At 63.6% G+C, this 24,296-nt stretch carries 20 protein-coding genes and 1 other RNA gene; 9 read left to right on the plus strand and 12 right to left on the minus strand.

The window, feature by feature from the left end; genetic code table 11:
* Position 1: 1 nt before the first annotated feature.
* Complete coding sequence (locus tag BMI88_RS16615; RefSeq protein ID WP_246831913.1) at positions 2 to 1,159, minus strand: polysaccharide biosynthesis/export family protein; 1,158 nt, start codon at positions 1,157 to 1,159, stop codon at positions 2 to 4.
* Between the two features lie 414 nt (positions 1,160 to 1,573).
* Between BMI88_RS16615 and BMI88_RS16620 the strand changes: the two genes are divergently transcribed.
* Positions 1,574 to 2,632: a glycosyltransferase gene (locus tag BMI88_RS16620; RefSeq protein WP_244176631.1), complete on the plus strand. Its 1,059-nt coding sequence runs from the start codon at positions 1,574 to 1,576 to the stop codon at positions 2,630 to 2,632.
* Positions 2,633 to 3,094: 462 nt separating this feature from the next.
* On the opposite strand, the gene BMI88_RS16625 is transcribed toward BMI88_RS16620, so the two are convergent.
* The 4 genes from BMI88_RS16625 to BMI88_RS16640 form a co-directional block, all read right to left on the minus strand.
* On the minus strand, positions 3,095 to 3,430 hold the full coding sequence (locus BMI88_RS16625) for a hypothetical protein (protein ID WP_078550521.1): 336 nt from the start codon (positions 3,428 to 3,430) through the stop codon (positions 3,095 to 3,097).
* A gap of 99 nt (positions 3,431 to 3,529) precedes the next feature.
* Complete coding sequence (locus BMI88_RS16630) at positions 3,530 to 4,195, minus strand: YjbF family lipoprotein (protein WP_146673608.1); 666 nt, start codon at positions 4,193 to 4,195, stop codon at positions 3,530 to 3,532.
* Positions 4,174 to 6,291: a YjbH domain-containing protein gene (locus tag BMI88_RS16635; protein WP_078550525.1), complete on the minus strand. Its 2,118-nt coding sequence runs from the start codon at positions 6,289 to 6,291 to the stop codon at positions 4,174 to 4,176. Before BMI88_RS16635 ends, BMI88_RS16630 begins: the two co-directional genes overlap by 22 nt.
* Before the next feature lie 140 nt (positions 6,292 to 6,431).
* On the minus strand, positions 6,432 to 7,862 hold the full coding sequence (locus BMI88_RS16640) for a mannose-1-phosphate guanylyltransferase/mannose-6-phosphate isomerase (protein WP_078550527.1): 1,431 nt from the start codon (positions 7,860 to 7,862) through the stop codon (positions 6,432 to 6,434).
* A gap of 195 nt (positions 7,863 to 8,057) precedes the next feature.
* Here BMI88_RS16640 and BMI88_RS16645 point away from each other — a divergent pair, with 195 nt between their 5' ends.
* Entirely contained in the window at positions 8,058 to 8,564 is a 507-nt protein-coding gene (locus tag BMI88_RS16645; RefSeq protein WP_078550530.1) for a transcription termination/antitermination NusG family protein, read from the plus strand.
* Positions 8,565 to 8,587: 23 nt separating this feature from the next.
* Here the strand turns inward: BMI88_RS16645 and BMI88_RS16650 are convergent, their stop codons facing one another.
* Positions 8,588 to 10,000: a deoxyribodipyrimidine photo-lyase gene (locus tag BMI88_RS16650; RefSeq protein ID WP_078550533.1), complete on the minus strand. Its 1,413-nt coding sequence runs from the start codon at positions 9,998 to 10,000 to the stop codon at positions 8,588 to 8,590.
* Positions 10,001 to 10,206: 206 nt separating this feature from the next.
* On the opposite strand from BMI88_RS16650, the gene BMI88_RS16655 reads away from it, so the two are divergent.
* Together BMI88_RS16655 and BMI88_RS16660 are read left to right on the plus strand one after the other, a co-directional pair.
* The gene (locus BMI88_RS16655; RefSeq protein WP_078550536.1) at positions 10,207 to 11,259 is read left to right on the plus strand and encodes an ABC transporter substrate-binding protein; all 1,053 of its coding nucleotides are present in this window, start codon (positions 10,207 to 10,209) and stop codon (positions 11,257 to 11,259) included.
* 103 nt (positions 11,260 to 11,362) lie between these two features.
* Positions 11,363 to 12,544 carry a hypothetical protein gene (locus BMI88_RS16660; RefSeq protein WP_246831914.1) on the plus strand — a complete coding sequence of 394 codons (1,182 nt, stop codon included), beginning with the start codon at positions 11,363 to 11,365 and terminating at the stop codon, positions 12,542 to 12,544.
* A 19-nt stretch (positions 12,545 to 12,563) separates the two neighbouring features.
* Here the strand turns inward: BMI88_RS16660 and BMI88_RS16665 are convergent, their stop codons facing one another.
* Genes BMI88_RS16665 through BMI88_RS16675 form a run of 3 tightly spaced genes read right to left on the minus strand, consistent with a single transcriptional unit; the run spans position 12,564 to position 16,281 of the window.
* Complete coding sequence (locus BMI88_RS16665) at positions 12,564 to 13,574, minus strand: sulfotransferase family 2 domain-containing protein (RefSeq protein WP_078550539.1); 1,011 nt, start codon at positions 13,572 to 13,574, stop codon at positions 12,564 to 12,566.
* The gene (locus tag BMI88_RS16670) at positions 13,571 to 14,716 is read right to left on the minus strand and encodes a glycosyltransferase (protein WP_168174010.1); all 1,146 of its coding nucleotides are present in this window, start codon (positions 14,714 to 14,716) and stop codon (positions 13,571 to 13,573) included. The genes BMI88_RS16665 and BMI88_RS16670 overlap by 4 nt, the downstream gene beginning before the upstream one ends.
* On the minus strand, positions 14,713 to 16,281 hold the full coding sequence (locus BMI88_RS16675; protein ID WP_078550545.1) for a glycosyltransferase family 1 protein: 1,569 nt from the start codon (positions 16,279 to 16,281) through the stop codon (positions 14,713 to 14,715). Before BMI88_RS16675 ends, BMI88_RS16670 begins: the two co-directional genes overlap by 4 nt.
* A gap of 89 nt (positions 16,282 to 16,370) precedes the next feature.
* Here BMI88_RS16675 and ssrA point away from each other — a divergent pair.
* The 5 genes from ssrA (at position 16,371) to fumC (ending at position 19,763) form a co-directional block, all read left to right on the plus strand.
* Positions 16,371 to 16,726: a transfer-messenger RNA gene (gene ssrA, locus BMI88_RS16680) on the plus strand.
* A 95-nt stretch (positions 16,727 to 16,821) separates the two neighbouring features.
* Positions 16,822 to 17,247: a nuclear transport factor 2 family protein gene (locus BMI88_RS16685; RefSeq protein ID WP_078550548.1), complete on the plus strand. Its 426-nt coding sequence runs from the start codon at positions 16,822 to 16,824 to the stop codon at positions 17,245 to 17,247.
* Positions 17,248 to 17,401: 154 nt separating this feature from the next.
* Positions 17,402 to 17,866: a ClpXP protease specificity-enhancing factor SspB gene (locus BMI88_RS16690; protein ID WP_078541119.1), complete on the plus strand. Its 465-nt coding sequence runs from the start codon at positions 17,402 to 17,404 to the stop codon at positions 17,864 to 17,866.
* Positions 17,867 to 17,870: 4 nt separating this feature from the next.
* A complete protein-coding gene (locus BMI88_RS16695; protein WP_246831915.1) occupies positions 17,871 to 18,272 on the plus strand; it encodes an ester cyclase in 402 nt (133 codons plus the stop codon).
* Positions 18,273 to 18,368: 96 nt separating this feature from the next.
* The gene (gene fumC, locus BMI88_RS16700) at positions 18,369 to 19,763 is read left to right on the plus strand and encodes a class II fumarate hydratase (protein ID WP_078550727.1); all 1,395 of its coding nucleotides are present in this window, start codon (positions 18,369 to 18,371) and stop codon (positions 19,761 to 19,763) included.
* Between the two features lie 140 nt (positions 19,764 to 19,903).
* Here fumC and BMI88_RS16705 read toward each other — a convergent pair whose 3' ends face one another.
* The 3 genes from BMI88_RS16705 to BMI88_RS16715 are packed head-to-tail and all read right to left on the minus strand — an operon-like array spanning position 19,904 to position 24,211.
* Positions 19,904 to 20,650 (minus strand): alanyl-tRNA editing protein, encoded by a 747-nt coding sequence (locus BMI88_RS16705; protein ID WP_078550554.1) that lies wholly within the window; start codon positions 20,648 to 20,650, stop codon positions 19,904 to 19,906.
* Positions 20,634 to 23,183, minus strand: coding sequence for a DUF3772 domain-containing protein (locus tag BMI88_RS16710; RefSeq protein WP_146673609.1), 2,550 nt, complete (start codon positions 23,181 to 23,183; stop codon positions 20,634 to 20,636). The genes BMI88_RS16705 and BMI88_RS16710 overlap by 17 nt, the downstream gene beginning before the upstream one ends.
* Complete coding sequence (locus tag BMI88_RS16715; protein ID WP_078541125.1) at positions 23,180 to 24,211, minus strand: cysteine synthase A; 1,032 nt, start codon at positions 24,209 to 24,211, stop codon at positions 23,180 to 23,182. The genes BMI88_RS16710 and BMI88_RS16715 overlap by 4 nt, the downstream gene beginning before the upstream one ends.
* Positions 24,212 to 24,296: the final 85 nt, after the last annotated feature.

Below are 24,296 nucleotides of genomic sequence, written 5' to 3' on the forward strand. Positions count from 1 at the left end.
ATCAGTTCGCGAGCGCGGAGGCCGCGCGCGCCGTGCTCAGCGTCGGAAGGATGTTGGAGACCACGCGGTTCCATTTCGCGACTGGTGCGGTCGTGACATAGACGACGTCCTGCGGGTGCAGGAAGAATTTCGTGCCAACCACATAGGCCGCCGCGCTCGACGTATCGAGCTGGAACACGATCACCCCGCTCGGGCTGTCGCGGAACACGAAGACACCGCGCGCATCGGCCTGATTGGTGTTCAGCCCGCCGACGGAGGTGACGGCTTCGGTGAGGCTCACATCATCCTTGGTCAGATCGATCGGGCCGGGTTTCACCAACTGCCCCAGGAGATAGGCTTCGAGCTTCGTCGCGCGCTGCACCGAGACGACATCGCCATTGCGCAGCACGGGGTTGTTCGAGGCGATGCCCTGGTTGAGGAAGGCTTGCAGATCGACCGCGTAGCTCCGCCCGCCACGACGAACGAGCACCTGGCGCGCATCGGCCGTCTCATTCAGGCCGCCCGCCTCGTTGATCGCATCAAGCAGCGTAAGCGACTTGGAGGTCAGCGGGATCCGCGCAGGCTTGCCCACCTCGCCGGTGACAGAAACGGTCTGCGAGTTGTAGCCCACGACGCGCACCGAAACCTGCGGCGAGGGAATGAATTCCTTCAGCTGACGCGAGAGATCGGCGCGCACCTGCTCCGGCGTGCGGCCCGCGGCGCGCACATTGCCAACATAGGGATAGTAGAAGGTGCCGTCCGAATTGACGCGCAGACCACCCTCGGCGGGCGTCCGGGTCGAACCCGCGGGCGAGGTCAGCTCGGGATGTTCATAAACCACGATATCAAGCAGGTCGCCCGGCCCGATCCGATAATTCCAGTAGTCGCTCGAGGGCAGCGTCGTGCGTCCGCCGCTCAGATCGGACGGTGCGCCGAAGGTGGCAACATTGGCGAGGCTGAGCCGAACGATCGCGACATCGCCCGCCGCCGGATCCTTAACGGAACTGACATTGCGGGTGTTGACCGGAAAATTTGTGGCCGAGGTGTCGCAGGAGGCCAAAAAGAGCAACGCGCAAAGCGCCGCGAAAATCCTCGTCATTGCCCCCATCGTGCCCTCCTGAGCCTCGTTACCTATGCCTGCCACCCATTCCTCGGCCAAGGGACCTGAGACGGGCTTCATCTAGCGCCTCTGAATAGAGAAGCTGTCGCTGTTTTCAACCGCCCATTCATACTTCGGCATGAATCGCCCGCCAAGCCTTTCAACCTTGTGGCGAGCAGCGCACAGCGTGAAACCGGATTGATTTCATCGCGTTCGTGACACCGTTCAGGCGACGCCACGTCACCCCGGGTCTCACGAAGAGGTGATGAGGCGTTGTCGCGAATACTCGCCTAAGGCGTGTGAAAGGACGTTGACCCCCGGGAACAAAGTTAAGTATCTCTCTATTGACGGTATTCGTACGATTTTCAGTATTTTTCACTCTATCGCGTTAGCAAAATATTAAGATTTGCCGCCGCGATAATGATTTTTATTGCCGGGGGGCAGTGTATGATTGGTCTTGAGTATGTTGTGACAGCTTTTGTTGCGTCGCTGTTAATGGCGGTCCTGATCGTTGCGACCAAGAGCTTTCATGGCAAACTCACGCTCGACGGCGATCATGGTGTCCAGAAAATCCACGCAGCTCCAACTCCGCGCATCGGGGGCTTTGCGCTCCTCGCAGGCGCGTTGGCTGCCGGCCTGACGCTCGATGCGCAGACGCAGGCGCTCTGGTGGACGATCTGCCTTTGCGCCATTCCCGCCTTCGGCTCCGGCGCGATCGAGGACATCACCAAGAAAGTCTCCGCCAAGTGGCGCCTGATCGCCACCGTGTGCGCCGGGCTGATCTTCTGCCTCGTATCCGGCTATCATATTCATCGCTCGGATATTCCCGGCCTCGACTACGTGCTGCTCCACTACCCGGCCTTCGGAATCGCGCTCAGCGCCATCGCGATCGGCGGGATCGCCAATTCGCTCAACATCATCGATGGCGTGAACGGGCTCGCTTCCGGCTCCGCGATCATTGTTTTCTCGGCCTTCGCGGTAATCGCCGGGCAGACCAATGACGGGCCGATCCTCGCGATCTGTCTGCTGATGATCGGCTCGATCGCGGGGTTCTTTGTGATGAATTTCCCCTCCGGCAAGCTGTTTTACGGCGATGCCGGGGCCTATGCGACGGGGTTCGTGCTCGCGGTGATCGGAATTGTCCTTCCCGCCCGAAATCATGAGATTTCCCCGCTGATCGCCGTACTCGCACTCGCCTATCCGTGGATCGAAACCGTGGTCTCGATCCGGCGTCGCGTGAAGCGGGACGGCACGCATCCTGGGGCGGCGGACCGCCTGCATCTCCACAGCCTCGTCTATCGCAGCCGCGCGAAACGAATCGCCGAGTCGCTCGGACGCCCGGAGATGCGCAATCCGATCACCTCGGTTGTGCTCTGGTCGCTCAGCTTGATCGCATGTTCCATCACTGTGCTCAGCGCGACCTCCCCCGCAGCCCTCGGTGCAGGCGTGGGCGTGGTCTTCGTCTGCTACATGCTGATATACCGCCGCGTCGCGCTTGGCAGCAAATTGCGTCGCGCGATGGCCACTTCCCGCCGTGAACGGGTAAAAATCTAACGCAAATAGGCCCTTATCAACTCGGCCCTCAAAGTTGCGCAGCATGTCTGCGTGTATCTTTTCAGGTGGCGCCGAGCGCTGATTGGCGCATTGAGTCTTACCTATCCTGCGCGGATCGGCGCTCGTCACCACCTCGCCGGGGCCGTAACCGGCCCAAGCGGTCCCTACTTAGCCACCTCGCGATACGGCGCTTCGTCCTGCATAGGTGCAACACTCTCGCAGAGCATCATCCACACCAGAGCCGCGAGAGGAAAAATTGCGAGTCCCGTAAGCATCGCGTGAATCCCCATTCACCTCATACCCGTCACAAATATGTCATATCACAGGATGCGCGAATCGGCATGAAATAAAGTTGCTGGAGCCGCTGTCCATTTGGACAGTTTCTCTGGCCTGACTTAGGTTTAGCCCGAATCAAAAAGGCCCCGCAGATGCGGGGCCCTTCTTATTCTCGGCTCGAACGGATCAGTTCGTGCCGTTGGTCCCGTTGGTCCCATTGGTACCGCCGCCGCTGCCCATCGCAGCCGCTGCAAGACCGACACCAATGATCACCGCTGCGACCGGGGTGGCGCCGCTAAGAGTGCTCTTCGTCGCCTTGGGCGTGCAAGTCACAGCGACGTTCCCGTCGGCGTTGTAAACGGCATCGGAAACGGCCGTTTCACAAACGTTATTGGCTTTTGCCCAAGCGACGAGCGCGTCATGGCTGAGATTGGCCGGCGCTTGCAGATCCTGGGCCGCACCCGGAAGGGCGCCGGCGAGACTAGCTGCCACTGCAATGGCACCGGTAAAGAACTTCGTCATCGAAACCTCCGATTAGGTTGGGATAGGTAAGACATGATAATCTTATATTAATCTTTTGGTGAACCATAGGGTTAATTAATCCCGAACGGTTCAACCGGCTTAGTTGAGCACACCAATCGCGATCTGCCCGACAGTGGGGGAAACCCATTGCCGCCCGGCTTGGATCCGTCCCTTTTTATTGGTCCAATAAATATTGGTGACGGTCATTTTCGGATTGCTGCATTTTTCTTCGTGACGCAGCAAATTCTGCCCCGCGAGGGTTTCGTTTCCGGCTGTCGTCATTTCGCAGCCAAGCAGGACATAATCGGAATGGTTGTCCGCCGTGAGGAAGCGGTAGGTCCGGCGATAGGCGCCGATCTTCGTCCCGCGAAGGGCGGCGAGCGTCGGTCCGGAGTCCGCGGCCATCAGATCATCGCCTAAACCTCTGGTTGCAACAACCACGCCACGATCCACGGACACCGTGATGTCGTCATCCGTGCGCCAGGTTTCGACCGTGCCGTTACGCCCGGCCAGAGACAGGACCGCATTGGCGTCGCGCGACGGGATGACCACTTCGAGCCCGCGCGCGGGAGCGGTCTGCGTCACAACCTTCACGCCGACGCCCTCGCCTTGAGCTGGAGCAGTCGGCGCAGTCGCGCCCTGCCCCGCGGAACGGCTGCCCGAGAGCGTCACGGTATTGCTCAGATTTTCGAGCTGCGCACAGCCCCCCAGCGCAAGCAGCGCCGCACCGAAAACGAGTGATCTCATCGCCAGAACCGCTCCCAATTGCCGTCAAAGGAGGCGGGCTGATCCTCGCGCACCATCCCGTAAAGCCGGTTCGACACCCCCAGCCGCGCCCCGCCATCGCGCACGATCGGCTGAATCACGGTCGAATAACGTTGCTTCGTCGTTTGACCCGTCGCCCAGTGCAGCGGGATCGTGATCATGAAGCCCTTGTCGAAGGAGCCCTCGCCGAAATCTGCCGAGGACACATCGGTCTTCGTCGCATAGACGCCGACTTTCCAGCCATTGTCGAAAACGCGCGAGAAGCTCAGCGTCGCCCCCCAGTCGCCCGCGAGATACCGGCCCACATCGAGCTGCGTATAGAACTGGTCGGTGAACTGGTAATAGGCCGACAGATGGCCCGTCGTGACCTCGTAATCGCGCAGATCAAAACGCTGGTCATAGCCGCGCTGGCGCACCCGGTTGAGCTCGGCCCCGAGCGCGAGGCGGCTGTGTTCGGGCGCCCAGAGCAGCTCGGTCGAGACGCCCGCGAACATCGGCTCCAGATAGCCTGCCGTCACTCGCCCGAAGAGATCGCGACCGGGACGGAAGAAATAGGCCCCCGTCAGTTCGGGAACCGTAGGGCCGGATCCTTTGTAATAGAGCCAAGCATCCGAGCGCACATGCGGCAGCACCGAATCCGAGGGCCGGTTCGCCTGATTGAGATTGCCGATTACCTTCTGGTTCACGCGCCCGGACAGCAGCAGGCCCGGCGCAATCTCGTATTGCGCATTGACGCTGACACCAAGATCAGCGCGCATCGGATCGTCGGGATCGAACAGGCCCGGGCGCAGATACGGCCCGACATTCCACGAAAAGCGGGGATAGGTCCCGGGCACAACCGGAAGGTGAGCGGGCGCGCCATCGATCTGGGCATGGGCCCGCATCAGCTCGCCGCCGACCGGATGAAATTCATAGGCCTCGAGATCGTCACGGCGGATCGTCGTGGTCGAGATGGGCTGCGAATTTTCCGACAGAGTGATCGCGAACCGGTCGACGTTCGCCGGGGCCTGCGCACTCAGCACGCGGGCGGCGCGCCCAATCGCCTCGGGCGACGCGTTGTAGCGATCGTTGCGGATCTGGATCGCGAGGGTGGAGCCGCTGAGCTTCGCGCCTTCCAGCACGAGGCCTTGCTGCGCCAAGCCCGGGCGGAGCTTCGCTGCGAGATAGGCCGGATCGTTGGTCCAGCTTTGCGCCGCCTCGACGCCCGCGCGCGGCACGACCGGCGGCGGCGCGTCGTTCAGCCCACTCGGATGGGCGTTGCGTTTGGGGTTCAGCGCATAGCTCAACTGCACGCTCAGATCGGTGCCGTAGAGATAGCCCGCCGTGATCGAAGCGTTGACGCTGAGCTTGTATTGCGCGGCGATATTGATCGGAGATTTGCGATCGAAGGTCGGGCCGTCCTCGCGCGTATAGGCGTCGGAGGAATATTCCGCCATCAGCCGCAGCCGATCGCTCGCCTGCCATTCGACGCCCGCAAACAGCGCCGCATCCCCGGTAAACCATTGCTGCGGCTGGAAAGTCCCGCCCTGCGCCCCGGTGCGTTCGCCGCGTGTCTTGAAGTGATCGCCCAGCACACCCAGCGGATTATCGAAGCCGCTATTCGATCCAAGCCGCCCCCAGCCGATCCCCGCCGTCGCGCGCAGTTTCGGCGTGACCGACTTGGTCGCGACGACATATTCCCCGGAATAGACACCGGTGCCGGTCATGTCGTTGATACCGATGGCCATCGCGGGCCGAAGGCGGCCCTCGTCGAGGAAACGATACTGGATCGAGAAGCTGCGGTCGTAGAGTGTGCCGCTGCCGCCCATGTAGTTCTTGATCGTCGAGTATCGGAATCCTGCCGACAGGCGCGGCGTGATCTGGAACGCGGCCGAGACGCGGGTCTGCCCGGCGAAGGTGAAGACGTTGAAGCCCAGCTCCGCATCCTCGCGGCTGCCCGCGACAGGCATGTCGATCAGGCCGGGGATGCCGAAGCTGTTATAGCCCCACGCGCGGTCGGCCGACTGCGCGCAGGCAGGTCCAAACCCGAACCCTGCGAGTGCGCTGCTCGCCATCGCGAGGAATAGAAAACGGGAGCGGTAGGGGCGCACCAACATGTCTGCAAAAATCCGGCTCGGTCACAATCAATCGGAGACCTAGCAGAGAGTCGCACTCCTCCGAAACGCGAATTCACGCTTTCTTAAGGAGCTGTCGCAGATTTGCACGGAGTGGTGGCGGCGCACCGCCGAATTGGCCGCTATTCGCCGGCCAAGCGCATGTAGACGTCTTCGTAGCGGATGATGTCATCCTCGCCCAGATATGCGCCGGTCTGCACCTCGATCAGCACCATCGGCAGCTTCCCGGGGTTTTCGAGCCGATGCGTCTCGCCGATCGGGATGTAGACGGATTCGTTTTCCGTCACGAGGCGGGTCTCGGGGCCCAGCGTCACCAGCGCGGTGCCTTGCACAACGATCCAATGCTCCGCCCGGTGGTGATGGCTTTGCAGGCTGAGCGCCGCGCCGGGCTTGACCGTGATCCGCTTCACCTGAAATCGGTCGCCGGTCACGAGGCTCTCGAACCAGCCCCAGGGCCTGTGATCGCGTGGAAAATCCGTGGCTTGCGCGGCGTTTCGCGCCTTTAGCGCGCTGACCGCCGCTTTCACATCCTGTGCCCGCGAGCGATGCGCGACAAGCACCGCATCGGGCATCGCCACCGCGATCACGTCCTCAAGCCCGATCCCGACCATCTCGATACGCGGATCTTCGGAGCGCAGCAGGCTGTCGCGACAGTCAATCGCCGTCGCAGGCCCCGAGAGCGTCACCCCGTCCGGACGCGAGGAGGCATGAGCGCGACGCACCGCTTCCCAGTCGCCAAGATCGGACCAGCCCGCCTGCACAGGTATGACGGAGACGGTCTCGGCCCGCTCCATGATCGCGTAATCGATAGAGATGTCGGGGGAGTCGCTCCATGCCTCCGGATCGAGGCGCAGAAATCCCAAATCGGCGCACGCCGCAGCAAAGGCTTTTTCAACCACAGCGAGAACCGTCGGCGCATGGGTTCGGGCTGCGTCGAGGATTGCCCCTGCCGAAAACAGGAACACCCCGGCATTCCACAGGTACTCCCCGCTCTCATACATCGCGCATGCCTGCGCGATGTCGGGTTTCTCGATGAACCGGAGCAAAGGCACGACGCCCTGCGCATCTGCCTCGCGACCGGGTTCGAGATAGCCATACCCCGTTTCCGCACGGTCGGGCGTGATGCCGAAAGTTACCAGCCGCCCTGCCCGCGCCGCTGGCTCCGCCGCCGCGATCGCATGCCGAAACGCGTCTGGATCCGCGATGACATGATCCGACGGAGCGACCAGCATCAGCGCCTGCTCTCCGGCCTTTTGCGCGACCCAAAGCGCGGCCGCGAGTATGGCGGGCGCGGTGTTGCGGCCCTCGGGCTCGAGCATCACCGCGCCCGGGTCGATCCCGGTATCGGCGAGCTGCTCGGTCACTATGAACCGAAAATCGGACTGTGTCAGGACCACGGGGGGCGCGAAACCCTCGCCCGACAGCCGTTCGGCCGTGGCCTGAAACAGCGTCTTGGGGCCAGTCAGTTCTGCGAATTGCTTCGGGTAGCTGCGCCGGGACAGTGGCCATAGGCGAGTGCCCGATCCGCCCGCGAGAAGAACCGGAGTGATCATGCGTATCCTCCCAAAACAGCGGCAGATTTTCTGCCTGCCACGAGCCTGGCACAGGCATCCCTAACGCAAGGTTAACTTCGGATCGGACAACCTAAGCGCGCACGTTTTCGCGCAGGTTCGCCTTGCCTGATTGACTTTCCGCGCCCGATCCCTCAGCCAATACGGGCGTAATCCGATTGAACAGAAAGCCCTTTCATGACCGATCAAAGCCCGGCCCGCGCGTGGCATGTGGCCCAGTTCAAGCCCAACAGCGCCGCGATCGCCCGGCGTAATCTGGAGCGGCAGAGGTTCGACATTTTCCTGCCGATGGTCGAGACGACGCGTCGCCAGTCGGGCAAATTCGTGACCCGCAGTGCGCCGCTCTTTCCGGGCTATCTTTTCGTGCGCGAACAAGAGAAATCGGCGCGTCTGGGCGCGGTGAACGGCACGCAGGGGATCACGCGGCTCGTGGCGCTTGCGGGGCGCCCGACGCCAGTCCCCGACGCGATGATCAAGGCGCTGCAGGCGCGCTGCGACGCGGAGGACCAGCTGCAGCCGCTGCCGGATTACGCACCGGGAGACGAGGTCACGCTGGCGACCGGCCCCTTCGCGGATTTCGTGGCTACGGTCGAAAAGGTCGATGCCGAGAAACGGGTCTGGCTGCTGCTCGATTTCATGGGCCGCGAGACCCGGATCAAGGCGACATCCGACGCCTTGATCTGAGGCACTCGAACCAGCGCTACAGCCTAGCCTTTGTGCTGCTCATACGCCGCCAAGGCGCGCGCGCGTCCCTCTTTCAGATCGATCAGCCGCTCGGGATAATCCTGATCCGGAGATAGTTGCCAACTCTCTGGGATCGCCTCGAAATAATCCGTCGCCGTCTCGGGCGGGTTGGCCTGCCCCTCGGCGATGAAGTCCTTCCGGTAGCGCCCGTGCTTGTCGAATTTCTCGAGCTGCGTTTCAGGGTTGAACACGCGGAAATAAGGCGTCGCGTCCGGCCCCGGCCCGGCCACCCATTGCCAGCCCATCGCGTTGCTCGCCGGGTCCCAATCGATCAGGCAATCCTCGAACCAGCGCAGCCCCACCCGCCAATCGGTCATCAGGTGCTTGCTGAGATAGGAGGCCACGATCATCCGCGCGCGGTTGTGCATCGTGCCGGTGACATACATCTCGCGCATCGCCGCATCGACGAAGGGCTCGCCGGTCATGCCGCGCCGCCATGCCTCGGCGTCATTGTTGTCGCGCCGCCAGTCGAAACCGTTCCACTCCTCGCGCCAATTGCGCTTGGCCATATCGGACCAGTGGAAGAACAGATGCCACGCGAATTCGCGCCAGACGAGCTCCTTCAGGAAGGTCTCGGCGCCTTGATTGCCCTCGCTCATGTAGCGATAGCCGGCGTGCCAGATCGTGCGCGGAGAAATCTCGCCATAGGTCAGGTTTTCCGACAGGCCCGAGGTGCCGCCCGAAGCGGGCACATCGCGCTGCGTCTTGTAGTCCGAGAGGCGATCGCGCAGGAAATTCGACAGACGCGACTGTGCGGCACGCTCGCCGACATTCACATGCTTCGCCACGATGGCCGCGCCGCGCCGCATCGCCGCGCCCATCTTCCAGTCGTCCAGCTTTTCGCTTTCAGGCCAGGCATTTGGAGCACGAAGCTCAGACACCGTCTTAACTTCCGGCGGGATATCCGTGCCCTTCACCGCGTTCCAATAGGGCGTGTAGACCTTGTAGGGTCCGCCCGTTTTCGTCTCGACGGTCCACGGCTCGAACAAGAGATGACCGGTGAAACTTTTTGCCTCGATACCCTCCTCGGAAAGCGTGGATTTCACCTCCGTATCGGTCTCCCGGCCCGGCTTGTCATAGCGGCGCGACCAGTAGACCGCGCCCGCCCCCGTCTCCTCGATCAAGGCGCGCAGAACCTTTAGCGGCGCGCCTTTGCGCAGGATCAGCCGCGAGCCTTTCGCCGCGAGGCTCTCCGCGAAGGCCTCCACGGCAAGACCGAGCCGCCATTTCGCCGCCGCCCCCAAGGCTTCGACCTGATCGTCATGGATGAAGACCGGGATCACCGGCGCACCGGTCTTCGCAGCCGCCGACATCGCCTCGTGATCGTGGAATCGAAAGTCGCGCCGCAGCCATAACAGGACGGGGGTGTCACTCATGCTCGTCTCCTTTGCCTCCCTTTCCCTACGCGCCGCGCCCGATCCGGTTCAGTCGCGCCCAAATTTTCCGCAACGCCCCTCCGCGTCGAGGCTTTTCCACACTTTGCCGCAGGGCTCCTGCCTATCTGCCGTGCAAATGCCTCTTGCGAGGGCGAAAAAGCCGCTCTAGCGTTTTCACAAAACGAACACAAAACAGGGAATATGCAATGAAGACTTCTGCTCTCCTACTGGCGGGGATTGCCGTGGCCGCGCTGAGCGCCCCGGCCCGTGCCGCCGATCCGGACCTGACCATCTTCGATTGGGCCGGTTTCGAAATCCCCGGCCTCTTCCAGCCTTACATCGACAAATACGGCGACAGCCCGACCTACGCTTTCTTCGGCGATGACGACGAGGCCTATCAGAAACTCGCCTCGGGTTTCAAAGCAGACGCGGCGCATCCCTGTTCGCAGATGATCTCGAAATACAAGGATGCCGGGCTGATCGAACCGTGGGACGTCTCGAAGATTCCGGAATTCAAGAACATCGACCCCAAGTATCTGAATTCGAAGATTTTCGTCGATGACGACAAGAACGTCTGGTATCTGCCGACCGACTGGGGCGCGACCGCGATCGCTTACAACCCCGACAAGGTCCCGGCCGAAGACGTGGCGAGCCTCAATGTCTTCATCAATCCGAAATATGCGGGCCGCACTTCGCTGCCCGACAGCTCGGATGACGTCTGGGCGCTGGCCTATCTCGCGACCGGCGTTACCGACTGGACCAATGTCACCGACGAGCAGTTCCAGGCCGCCGCCGACTGGCTGCGCGAAGCCAACAAGAACGTGCAATCCTATTGGACCGATCCCTCGCAGCAGGCGCAGCTGATGGCCTCGGGCGAAGTGCTGGTCGCGTGGTCGTGGAATGACGGCGTCGCCTATCTCCAGGACGACAACTACCCGGTCGCCTTCCAGCGCGAGGCGAAAGAGGGCTCGTCGACTTGGTTCTGCGGTTTCGTGAACCTCAAGGACGGTCCCGGCTCGGAAGAGAAGCTTTACGATTTCATGAACGCATGGCTGCGCCCCGAGGCGGGCCCGGTTCTCGTCGACGAGATCGGCTACGGTCACACCAACACCGAAGCGATGAAGCTGATCCCGCCGGAGCAGCTGGAAACGGCGGGCCTGACCGAGATCAACGCGCCGATCCTCGCCCAGACGCCGAACTCGCCGGAACTGCGCGAAAAGCAGCTCGCCGAGTTCGAGAAAATCAAGGCTGGCTTCTGATCACTGCGCCGAATAGATCACAGCGAAGGGCCGCGTCTGACGCGGCCCTTTTTTAATGCCCCCCTCGCCCTAGCTGCGTCCAACCGACCATTTGAGACAGACCATGATACTCGACGCCGCCATTATCCTTCTCGCCCTGATCGTCCTTGCGGCGATGTTCCTGCCCCAGCTACGCGATCGCCCGAAATGGCGCGCGATGGTGACCCCGCTGGCCTCGATCATCGGCTCTGGCTTTCTGGTACTTGGCCCGATTTTGGAGGTCCGCTACGGCAGCTTCGCCCCGCTCGCGATGGCGGCTTTGTGCGGTCTGGGATGGTTTTTCGGCGCGGCCGTGCGCGCCAACATCCGCGCCGAGGAGGTGCCCGACACCGCCGTGATCAAGCGCATCGAAGAGGTGGCGCAGCTCGCGCTCGCCTTCGCCTATGTCATTTCGGTCGCCTATTACCTCAACCTGTTCGGGGCCTTCGCCGTCTCGCTCACGCCGTGGAACACGGATTTCGCGGCCCGCGCGGTAACCACGGCAATGCTTGCGATCGTGGCAATCGCCGGGTTCTCCGGCGGGTTCAAACGGCTCGAGCAGATGGAATATGCCTCGGTCGCGCTCAAACTCGCGATCATCGCCGGGCTGATCCTCGGGCTGGCGGTCTATTTCGGCAAGGTGGCCGTCGCCGGCGATCTTGTGGTCGATGCGCCGACGCTGGGGCCGTGGGACTCGCTGCGGCTGCTCTTCGGTCTGATCGTGACCGTGCAGGGGTTCGAGACCGCGCGCTATCTGGGCAAGAGCTACGACGCCGACACCCGGGTCGCCGCGATGAAATGGGCGCAGATGCTCGCGACGGCGATCTACATGGTCTATATCGCGCTGCTCGCCTACATCTTCACACCCAACGCCCATAACCTGACCGAGACCGCGATCATCGACATGATGCGCGTCGTCGCTCCAATCCTGCCCGCGATGCTGGTGGCTGCAGCGCTGGCGGCGCAATTCTCCGCCGCCGTGGCCGATACCGGGGGCGCGGGCGGACTGATCGCGGAATTCTCGCGCGGGAAAATCCCGCAAAAAGCGGCCTATCCGGTGTTGATCGGCGCAGGCATCGCGCTGACTTGGACGACCGATCTGTTCCAAATCATCTCCTACGCGTCGCGCGCCTTCGCGGGCTATTACACGCTGCAGGCGGTGCTCGCCGCGCTGCAGACCGATGGCACGAAACGCTACGCGTTCTGGTCGCTCGCTGCTTTGGGGGTGGCGATCACGCTTCTTGGCATTCCGGCGGAAGGCGACTGATCGGCGGGGCCATCGCGGCTCAACTCTCGGAAAGCGCCTGCGCATGGAGCCGTGCATCCAGCGCGTAGTAATCACCGATAAAGCCGCGAATATCGTCTGTCAGGAACGCCTCATAGGGCGGCGTCCGCGCGCCCATCCACTCCCCCGGAAGCGCATCGGAGAGATTATGGGACGGCCGCCCGCGCGCCTTTTGCGCGGCATTGGTCAGCCCCAACCGAATGTCCCGATGCTCCTCCGGCAGGCGATCGCGCATGAAACTCTCGAAACTCTCGATCTTCTCCAGCGCGAACAGCCGATCCCAGCGGCGATTTTGCAGGTAGCTCCATTGCGCGGCCCAATGGCTGTCCTGCGCCTCGCGCGCGGTGGCGTTGATGTAGAAACAAAGCTGGCGAAAGCTCAGCCCGCGTTCGATCATCTCCCGGTCCGGATCGTCCCCGCGCGCGAAGAACGCATAGACCGGGCGCGTGTGGTGCAACACCGAGTCCTGCATTCGATTGCGTCCGAACTTGTCGCAATAACAGCTGACCAACCGGTCGACGGGATCGCGCAGCAGCGCGACCGAGACCCAGTCCGGCGCGTGATCGACGCGGTCGCGCGCGGCGAAAGCCCAATGGCGCGCCTGCATCTGGCTTTGCCCGGAGTCGAGCCAGTAGTGCGACATGCCGGGTTCGGGCCGCCCGTCGCCCACAAGCCGCAGCGCCCAGTCCTTGACCGATGTATTGGCCACCTTCGCGATCGGGCAGAACACCACCTTCGCAGGTGCGATATATAGCATCGCGCCGTCATATTGGCTGCGATCGTGATCGCGCAGCAGCCGCGCCTTGCGGCGATATTCCTCCGATCCGCGCAACTCTCGCTCGACATCGGCGACGGACGCGCGCCGCTCCTTCAACGCGCTCTGCGCCGCCTCTTTCGCGGGGCGCCCGAGATAAACCTGGAACAAGGTGTCGATCGCGGCGGGCCTGGCCTGTATCTGTGCGGCGAGGTCGGGATCGGCAAAGGCGACAGGGTGCGGGGGCAAATCTTTCATGCGGCGAGACTTTCATAACGGGAGATCAACGGCGCGAGCTGCGCGGGCCAGCCATATTGCGCGACCTCGTCCGGACGGCGCTGCGAGCCTATCGCGCCGGTCATGGCATCGCGCAGCAAGCGGCGAAACTGCTCCGGGTCGTCTGCGACATGCACGCCGCTGAGGCGTTCCGCCTCTTCGAACCCGCGCATCGCGGGGCGCATCGCGACGACCGGCTTGCACGACAAAAGCGCCTCGGCGGTCTTGAGATTGGTGCCGCCGCCCTCGGTGATCGGCAGGCATATAGCGCGGGCATGATGCAGAAGACCGCTCAAGGTTTCTTCCCCCACCACACCAAGGGGCTCGACGAATTCCGCGTTCATTTGCGCGTACCGCCGAAAGCGGTCGTCGGCGGTGATCAGATGGGTCATTCCGCCTGCAACGGCGAGGCGGCTGCGCGGTGGCAGGAAGCCGGGAATTTCGCCGAAGGACGCCCAATAGCCGCGCGCGTTCGGCGGATGGGCTGAGCCCGCGACAAGCGCGTAGGGTCCGTCTAGCGGCGCGGACGGAACCGTTTCGGGAGCGGGCGCCCAGCAGCCGTTTGGCGCCACGACGACCTCTGCCGCGCCCGGCAGGCGCGCAAAATGGCGCGCATCGGCCTCACAGACCGCAACGGTGAGATCGGCCCTCGCGACGAGCGCCGCCTCGAACGCCTCAGCCTCCGCGCGCCAATGCGGATCGATCAGCGCGGCCTCGACATTATGCGCGGAATAGATCAGCCGAGCGCGGCGCAGGACCGGATCGCGGTCCAACGCCTCGGCGAATAGCGGATAGAGCCACGGATGTTCGAACTGCACCGCATCGGGGGCGAAATCGCGCAGTTCCCTGATCAGCCCTTCGATCAGCGGATGATCTTTGAGCGTGTCGGAGATATGAAAATCCTCGCGGCGCTGCGGATCGTGGAGACGCGAAAGCAGAGCCTCCGGCACCGCCGTGCTGCGCTCATCGGGGGAGCCGTCGGGATAGCCGCGCGTCGAGTAGATCGGGACGTAGCGGAAGATGTAGCCCGCCGCGCGCGCCTGCCGGGCGATGGCTGCAACCCGGCGCTGGCCGCCATGCAGAGGGCGGTGGATCGGGTAATGACCGAAAGCTGCGATCTTCATGCGGCATCCTCGCGATAGGGGATCGGCTGGCCCGTCTGCTGGGTCCATGCAGGGTCGCGCGTGAAGGTGTCATCGCCGGCCGCTTCGAACCCGGCGGTGAGCGCCGCTCGGAAATCGGCCCAGCGATGCGGCGTGAACCGCTCCGCTTGCGCACAGGCCGCGCTATAGGCCGCCTCGTCCGCCATCAGCGCCTCGGCCCGGGCGAGCCAGCGCTCTCCCTCGAAGAGCCCGATCGCCTCCGCGCAACCCTCCGCCGCCTCGATCAAGGCAGGCGCATCCGATGTCAGACAGGGTTTGCCATGCAGAAGCGACTCGACGACCGGTAGCCCCCAGCCCTCGTAATGAGACGGGTAGATCGTGTAGCGGCAATGGGCATAGAGCGCCTCCAACTCGACATCGTCGACATCATCGAGGATGCGGATCGCGCCATGCGGCAGGCCGGGATCCGCGCGCACCATTTCCAGAAGCGGGCCGATCGACCAGCCGGGCTGCCCGACCCAGACCAGCGGCATGATATCGTCGCGGTGCGCAGCGAGTTCGCGCCAGAGCCGATAGGCAAAATCATGGTTCTTGCGCGGCTCCTGCGTGCCGACCATCAAAACGTAGCCCCCAGGCTCCAGATCGCGATGTGCGAAGAGGCCCGCGAGATCGGTGTCGGGCGCGGTCTCGCTCAGCGCATCCGCGCCAAGCGTCACGACGCGCACTTTCTCCGATTGCAACTCGGGATAGCCGCAGCGGGCGGCATGGGCGACCAGATCGCGCCGCGTCACCTCTGAATTCGTCCAGATCCGATCCACGCCCCAGAGCATCCAATGCAGCGCGGGCGGAAAGGTCTTGCGCGTCGTGGGTTCGGCGACATGCCCCCAAAGGATCGGGATCAGGTCATGGATGTAATAGCTCAGCCGCCACCCATGAGCGGTCCGCATCTCATAGGCGGCCCGGTAGCGCGCATCGCCCCAGAACCCACCGGCAGAGACATACTCGCCAACTTCTTCCGGCGCGATCCGATTTCGATCCGCGCAGATCTGGTCGTGGACCGTATGCACCAGCCCGTAATGCGCCCGGTGATTGAGCGCGTCGAGCGCCCGGATGCGCGGCGCGATCCCCGGCGCGACCCGTTCCAGAGCCACGAGCCCACGGCGCATCAGGGCATATTCCTCGCCGCTCAGCCGCAGCAACTCCTCCGCCACGGCGCTCTCTCGGAGCGCACGGGTCTCGGCCTCGTCGTATCGCCCGCCCTGCCCGACAGTCCGCATCCCGCGCCGGGCGCGCCAGAAAAACCGGCCGATCCGCGCCCAGGAGCGCCAGCGCCGCGGCGCAGTCAAAGCGCGCACAGGCGCCTCCGGTTGACAGCCGTTGCGGAAGATGACCTCCTCGAAGATCGCCTGCGGAATGCGATAGAACCCGCCGCGCGCCCCATCATAGATCGCCGGTACCGCGCGCGCCCCGAACCGGGCGGCAAACGCTCGCCAGACCTCATGCTCCACCCGCAGGATGCCCATCGGCCGCCAATGGCGGAACTGATAGCTGGTGCTGAGATCGATCAAGATCGTCTTGTCGCGCATCGCGCCCCTCCGTGGCCAGTTCTTGACCCGACTCGAGCTATAGCGCACGGCAAGTTCACGTCCGGTTAATGCGCATCCATCCCATCCGACGCCTTGAAGCGCCCCGATCTTCCCCCTATATTCCAAGACGTTCCCGGCAACGGGAACTATGGGCATAAACGCGCATGTAATAAGCGGATCGGACCCGGGGGCGGTACCCGGCGGCTCCACCAATCGACCCTCGTTGGGGGAGAATGGGGCCGAAATAGGATCGACGAACGTGTAAAGATGTTTGCTTTGTCCCGGTGAGCTACCACCGTTATCGGTGCGATTTGTACAGTTGCCAACGACAACCGTGCTCCGGTCGCTCTGGCTGCGTAAGCAGCTCGGGTAACCGAAACTTAACTCCTTGCGCTTAGCCGCGTAAGGCGGGGCCCGCAGGAGCCTTGCAACAGAATCCTGCACTTTCCCCCCTCTTTTTGCGATGCGACCGGCGTTAACCGGTTTGAAATCCCTGCCTGCCAAGGTGGCCCCCAGGACCGACGGGAAACGGAGGGCGCGATGTCCCGGCTTGCGAGGATCGAAACGTGGCTCCATGCCGTATGGGGCGAAGGTCGGCTGGACGAGGTCGACGGGTTGTTCGATGCCGAGGCGGAGGCGGACGGGCTAATGCCGGGGCTCGAATTGCGACCGCAGGAGTTTCGCGAGCTGGTGCCGGCCTTGCGCGCGCATCTGCAGGACATCAAGATCACCGTGCTGCGCCATGTCGAGACGGAGGACTGGCTTTGGACGCTTCTGAAAATCGCGGGGAAATCGGCACAATCGGCGCGCGCGGTGGAATTTACCGGACAACTGACGATGCGGTTTCGCGGCGACAGGATTGTGGAGGCGTATAATAATTACGATGTGATCGCGCTCTTCGAGGCGTTGGAGATGATGCCGCACGACACCGTCGCGCTGTGCCTGTCGGGCGAAGTTCTGGGATAGACGCGGCCCCCGTGAGGTTCTCCCCAAGGTTGCGCAAGATCGGATGCCGCCACGCCCGGCACATGCCCTCGACGTCAGCCTTCGCGCTACTCTGCCCGCCTTGCGGCCCGCCACGAATCCCCTATGCTGAGCCCGAGAAGAAAGGGACCCGGCCATGACGCAATCCATTGATTACGGCAACCTGATGCATCACGCGATGCGCGGGCTGATCCAGACAGTGCTGAGCGACATCGCAGCCAATGGTCTTCCCGGCGAGCACCACTTCTTCATCACCTTCGACACTCGTCACCCCGATGCCGAGCTGGCCGATTGGCTGCGCGAGCGTTACCCCGAGGAAATGACCATCGTCATCCAGAACTGGTATGACAATTTCGAAGTGGGCGAGGACGGGTTCTCGATCACGCTGAATTTCGGCAATTCGCCCGAGCCGCTCTATGTGCCGCTCGATGCGATCACCACCTTCGTCGACCCTTCGGTCGAATTCGGACTGCGTTTCGAGACGCAGGAATATGACGAAGACGACGAGATCGAAGAGGATGAGGTGGCCGAAGAGGAAGAGGCCGCCCCCGCCGAACGTGGCGAGGCCGAGGTCGTCAGCCTCGATCAATTCCGCAAGTAACCCGGTGGCTTCGGAGCCTCTGGACCGCGACACGCTCCTGTCGCTCTATCACGGCTATCTTGGCTGCTTGAACGCTCAGGACTGGGCGCGCCTCGGTGATTTCGTGCATCCGGAGGTCACGCATAACGCGCGCTCGCTCGGCCTCGAAGGGTATCAAGCGATGCTCGAGGGTGACCATCGCGCGATCCCCGACCTGCACTTCCGCGCAGAAACGCTCGTGGCCGATCCGCCGGTGATCGCCGCCCGGCTGCGTTTCGACTGCACGCCCGTGGGAATGCTCTTCGATCTGCCGGTGAACGGCCGCCGCGTGACGTTCCACGAACATGTCTTCTATCGCGTCACCGATGGCCGCATCCGCGAGGTGCATTCCCTGATCGACCGGGATGCGATCGCCGCACAGATCTGAGAGCCACCCCAAGTATACCTCCGTATACCGTTGCAAAATCCCTCCGCGCGCCCTATCAGTGCGAGCGAAAGATTGCGCGCAATCATGGAGGCCCAGATGACCGCGACCCGCACCGAGACCGACAGCTTCGGCCCGCTTGAAGTTCCCGCCGACAAATATTGGGGCGCGCAGACGCAGCGCTCGATCATGAACTTCCCGATCGGCTGGGAGCGCCAGCCCGTCCCGATCATCCGCGCCCTCGGCGTGATCAAGAAAGCCTGTGCGATGGCCAACAAGGCGCAGGGCAAGATGGACGCGAAGATCGCCGATGCGATCATCGAAGCCGCGGGCGAAGTGATCGAAGGCAAGTTCGACGACAACTTCCCGCTGGTGGTCTGGCAGACCGGCTCGGGCACGCAGTCGAACATGAACGCGAACGAGGTGATCTCGAACCGCGCGATCGAAATCCTCGGCGGCGAGATGGGCTCGAAAGACCCGGTCCACCCGAACGATCACTGCAACATGGGGCAGTCGTCCAACGACACCTTCCCGACCGCGATGCATGTCGGGATCGCGATGCAGGCACGTGACGTTCTGCTGCCTGGTCTGCGCAAGCTGCACGCGGCGCTGGAAGCCAAGTCCGAGGACTTCAAGGACATCATCAAGATCGGCCGCACCCATACGCAGGACGCGACGCCGCTGACGCTTGGTCAGGAATTCTCCGGCTACGCCCATCAGGTGAAGAAGGGGATCGAGCGCGTCGAGGCCTCGCTCGGCGACATCTACGAACTGGCCCAAGGCGGCACCGCCGTCGGCACCGGTCTGAACACGCAAGTGGGCTGGGCCGAGACGGTCGCGGCGAACATGGCCGAGATCACCGACCTGCCCTTCGTCACCGCGCCGAACAAGTTCGAGGCGCTCGCCGCGCATGACGCGATGGTGATGTTCTCGGGCGCGCTGAAGACCGTGGCCGCCTCGCTCTTCAAGATCGCCAACGACATCCGCCTGCTGGGCTCGGGCCCGCGCTGCGGTCTGGGCGAGCTGATCCTGCCGGAAAACGAGCCGGGCTCCTCGATCATGCCGGGCAAGGTGAACCCGACGCAGGCCGAAGCGCTGACCATGGTCTGTGCGCATGTGATGGGCAACGATGCCGCCGTCGGCATCGCCGGCTCGCAGGGTCATTTCGAGCTCAACGTCTACAACCCGATGATGAGCTACAACGTGCTCCAGTCGATGCAGCTTCTGGGCGACAGCGCCTCGGCCTTCACCGACAACATGGTGGCGGGCATCGAGGCCAACGAGCCGCGCATCGAGAAGCTGCTGCACGAGTCGCTGATGCTGGTCACCGCGCTCGCGCCGACGATCGGCTACGACAACGCGACCAAGGTCGCGAAGACCGCGCATAAGAACGGCACCACGCTGAAGGAAGAAGCGATCAAGCTTGGCTTCGTCGACGAGGAAACCTTCGACAAGGTCGTGCGTCCCGAGCAGATGATCGGCCCGAAAGCCTGATTCAGCTTCCATGAATGACGAAGGGCGGCCCCGGTGGCCGCCCTTTTGCGTTCGGGGGCTCTGCCCCTTCGCTTTTGCTCAAATATCCCAGGGTGAATGCCGCAGGCAGAGGGGCAGCGCCCCTGCCCGGCCCGCAGCTCTCAGGCCAGGTGAAGATGAACGCGGCGGTTCATCTTGCCCTTCTTCTCGATCTTTCCGATCCTGAGGGCGCCGATCTCGCCGGTCGAGGCGACATGCGTGCCGCCGCAGGGCTGCAGGTCGATCCGGTCCGCCTCGTCGCCGATTGCCACGAGACGCACCCAGCCCTGACCTTTGGGCGGCGCGACCGAGAGCGTCTTGACCAGATCGGGCTGCGCCTCGAGCTCGGCATCGGTAATCCAATGCTCGACCACCTTGAGGTCCTGCGCGATCCAGTCGTTCAACTGACGCTCGATTACCTCCAGATCCTCGGGCCGCTCCGGCATATCGAAATCAAGCCGTCCCTTTTCAGAGCCGATCTGCCCACCCGTCACCGGCAGCGGGATCGCGACCGACAGCAGGTGCAGCGCGGTGTGGACGCGCATGTGACGGTGACGCCGTTCCCAGTCTAGATGTTGCTGGAGCTGTGCGCCAACAGGCGGCAGCGGCTGGGGCTCGGCGGGCACCAGGATCACCGCGCCGGGCGCGCCGGGTTCGGCCTTCACCGCGGTCGCGATCTCGATCTCGCCGCCATCCCAGACCAGTTTACCACTGTCGCCGGGCTGACCGCCGCCGGTCGGGTAAAAGATCGAATCCGCGCAATAGATGCCGCCCTCATCGGTCAGCCCTGTCACCCGGACCTCGAGATCGCGAGCATAGGGGTGAATGCGGTAGCTCTGCTGCTGCGGCTGTTTAGCGGTCTCCGGCATCGGCCTCTCCGTCTGAAGTGTCGTGGCGCTGCTCCTCCATCCCCTCGGGCCCTTCGCCGGGCTGAGGCTTGCCGTAATCGGCGCGGGTGACGGGGCGCTTGGTGTCGCTGTCGTCTTCGCCCGAGTCCTCGAAGGTCTCCTCCGCATCCGCGTCCTCTTCGGTCTGCTCGTCCTTGGGCCGCAGAACCTCGGGGTTGCGCAGCCACACGTCGCGCTGTGCGAAGGGAATTTCGATTCCGGCCTCGGCGAAGCGTTGATTGATCTCGTGGTTCATCTCGCTCTGGACGCGCAGGATGAAGTTCACGTCCGAGAGGATCACGCGCACCTCGAAATCGAGGCTGTCCGCGCCGAAACCTTTGAACATCACCACCGGCTCGGGGTTCATCATCACCAGCGACTGGTTCTCGGCGACTTCGTGCAGGATCTTCTCGACCTTGCGGGTGTCGGTGCCGTAGGCCACGCCGACCGGTACGATCAGGCGGCCCGTGACATTGCCGCGCGTCCAGTTCGTCACCTGCCCCGAAATCAGGTCCGCATTGGGAACGATGACTTCGGTGCGGTCGAAGGTCTCGATCCGGGTGGAGCGCACGGAGATCGCCTTGACGATCCCCATCTGGCCATTGACTTCGATCCAGTCGCCTTCGGAAATCGGGCGCTCGATCAGCAGGATGATGCCCGAGACGAAGTTCTGCACGATGGTCTGCAGACCGAAACCGACACCGACGGAGAGCGCACCGGCGACGATGGCGAGCGAGCTCAGATCAATCCCTGCCGAGGAGATCGCGATGATCGCGGCGAGGAAGATCCCCAAATAGCCAAGCCCCGAGACAATGGCATTCTGGCCGCCCTTGTCGATCTTGGTCTTTGGCAGCAGCGAGGTCTTCAGCGCCCCTTGCAGGAGCCGCGTGACCATTAGGCCGATCACGAAGACGATCGCGAAGGTCAGGAAGATACCGGGCGAGATCGTGACGCCGCTGACCGAGACGCCGTTCTGGAACCGGGTCCAGAGCTCGGCCAGATCGGCCGGACGCGCGCCCCAGATCAGCGCCGCCGGCGGCATGGCGAGCAGGCCCAGCAAGAAGCCGATCAGCGCCGGGATCAGGGAGTCGCGGCCGTCATCCTCGCGCCGGGTGACCAGCACGTAGACATCGGTGAAGAACTGGTTGAGCACCAGGACCAGCGCGATCAGCCCCAGCGTCAGTATGGTCGGGAAGATCAGCGCATTGGCGGCGTTGATATAGCCGATCCCGCCCAGAACCGGCGCGACCACCGCGACGCCAATCAGCGCATTGCCGAGCGCGCCGACAAGACGGTCGCGAAACGCGCCTTCCTCGCTCCCGTTGGTCTCGTTGCGCAGGTGACGGCGCAGTAGCTGGCCGAAGCGGAACAGCGCAATCGCTGCAAGAACCTGCAACGGGAAGACCAGAACGCCGAAACCAGCATCGAGCGTGTGCCCCGCCGCGTCGATCTCTTCGGCGGTTTTCGCGCTACCCTCGAATACGTCCTGCCCGCGCGCGACGAGCCAATCGCCAAACGGGCCCTGGATTGCGGCGAACACGGCCAGCGAGATCGTCAGCACCCGGCCTTCGCGGCGCCGTTCGCTTTGCAGCGTGAAGGGCGCAGCCTGCCGGTCATTGCGCGGGAAGATACGGCCCGAGAGCCAGAAGGCGACGAAAGCCGCGCTCAGAACCACGCCGATCGCGAGCAACAACTCCAACCAGCGCGCGCCGAACAGCTCCGTCTGCACCAGCGCCGCTTCAAGGAGCGCGATTCCGGCGATCGGCAGCAAGAGTTGGCCCAGCGAGACGATGAAATCGATCACCCGTTGCGCGTTGCGCGCCAGACGCGCCTCCAGCACATCGGCCAGTTTGTCGATCCATGTCCGCCCGCGCAGCACCAGCATAAGCGCCACCAACAAAAGGCCCACGATCGCAGGGGCGTTGTTGCGCGCATTGGCGTATGGGTCCGGCTGATCGAGTTGCTGCCCCATCTCGGAGGCAAGCTCGGAGGTCAGCCCGGTGAGGACTTTCAACCCTTCGGGCCAGTTTATCGGGTTCAGCGGCGACGGTGTCAGCCGCAGGAGTTTGTCGGTCTGCCGTGCGCGCAAAAGCTGGTCGATATTGGCGACGATGGAATCCGCGCGGCTGGCGGCCTCGGTCGCGCGCAACCCCGGGGACTGCAGCTGCGCCAACTCGTCGTTCAGCTTCTTGCGCCGGTCGGCAATCGCCTGATCCTCGCTCTCGCCCTCCTTCGGCGGCGGCCCGAGCGCTTCGATCTGCGCCTTGACGGTCGAGATCTGGCTGGCGTTGATATCCTCGGCCGCCTTGAATTTCTCGCGCCAGTTGACGACGTCCTGCCGGATCTTGTCGAAGGCCGGGCGTTGGGCCTGATCGGCCTGCACCATCTTTTCGGCTTCGGTCGCGGTCTGTTCCCACGCCTTGTAATCGGGCGTGTCGGGGCTTTGCGCGAAACCAATCCCGGGGAGCGCCAGCGCGACGGCCAGCAAGAGCAGACGCGCCAGACGCAGGATCATCCCTCAAAGACCTCCGGCATCTCACGCGGAGCCCGGTCGAGCCATTCCGGCACAGGCAGCCCCTTGCCCTTGAGGAAGTCGGGGTTGAACAGTTTCGACTGGTAGCGGTTGCCGTAATCGCACAGCACCGTCACGATCGTGTGGCCCGGACCCAGCTCGCGCGCCATGTGCATCGCGCCCGCGATATTGATCCCCGAGGAGCCACCCAAGCAGAGGCCTTCTTCCTGCAGCAGGTCGAAGACCACCGGCAGCGCCTCGCTATCGGGGATGTTGAAGCTCATATCCGGGGTGAAGCCCTCGAGATTGGCGGTGATCCGCCCCTGCCCGATGCCTTCGGTGATCGAGGAGCCCTCGGATTTGAACTCGCCGGTCGTGTAATAGCTGTGCAGCGCCGCGCCGTCGGGATCGGCGAGACCGATCTTCACGCCCTTGGGCTGCAGCGCCATGCCGGTGCCTGCGAGCGTGCCGCCCGAGCCCACCGCGCAGATGAAGCCGTCGACCTTGCCGCCGGTTTGATCCCAGATTTCGGGGCCGGTCGTCTCGATATGGGCCTGCCGGTTCGCGGTATTGTCGAACTGGTTAGCCCAGATCGCGCCATGCGGATCGGTCTTGGCGAGTTCCTTCGCGAGCCGCTCGGAATAGCGCACGTAGTTGTTGGGGTTGCGATAGGGTGCGGCCGGAACCTGCACCAGTTCGGCCCCCGCCAGCCGCAGCATGTCCTTCTTTTCCTGGCTCTGCGTCTCGGGGATCACGATCACGGCGCGGAAGCCCATCGAGGCGCCCACGAGCGCGAGACCGATGCCGGTATTGCCCGCCGTGCCTTCGACGATCGTGCCGCCGGGCGCAAGCTCGCCGCGCTGGATCGCGTCACGGATGATGAACAGCGCCGCGCGGTCTTTCACAGATTGGCCGGGATTGAGAAATTCCGCCTTGCCGAGGATCGTGCAGCCGGTCTCTTCCGATGCCTTCCTGAGCTTGATGAGCGGGGTATTTCCCACCGCCGACGCCAGATCGCTGCAGATACGCATCGCGCATTCCTCCCGTATCGAGTAACCCCCAACGGGGCCGTTGAAATCAGACTTAGGACGCGGCGCGCGCCACCTCAACCCCGCG

Origin of the sequence: Thioclava sp. F36-6 (assembly GCF_002020305.1) — a bacterium.
Lineage (GTDB): Bacteria > Pseudomonadota > Alphaproteobacteria > Rhodobacterales > Rhodobacteraceae > Thioclava > Thioclava sediminum.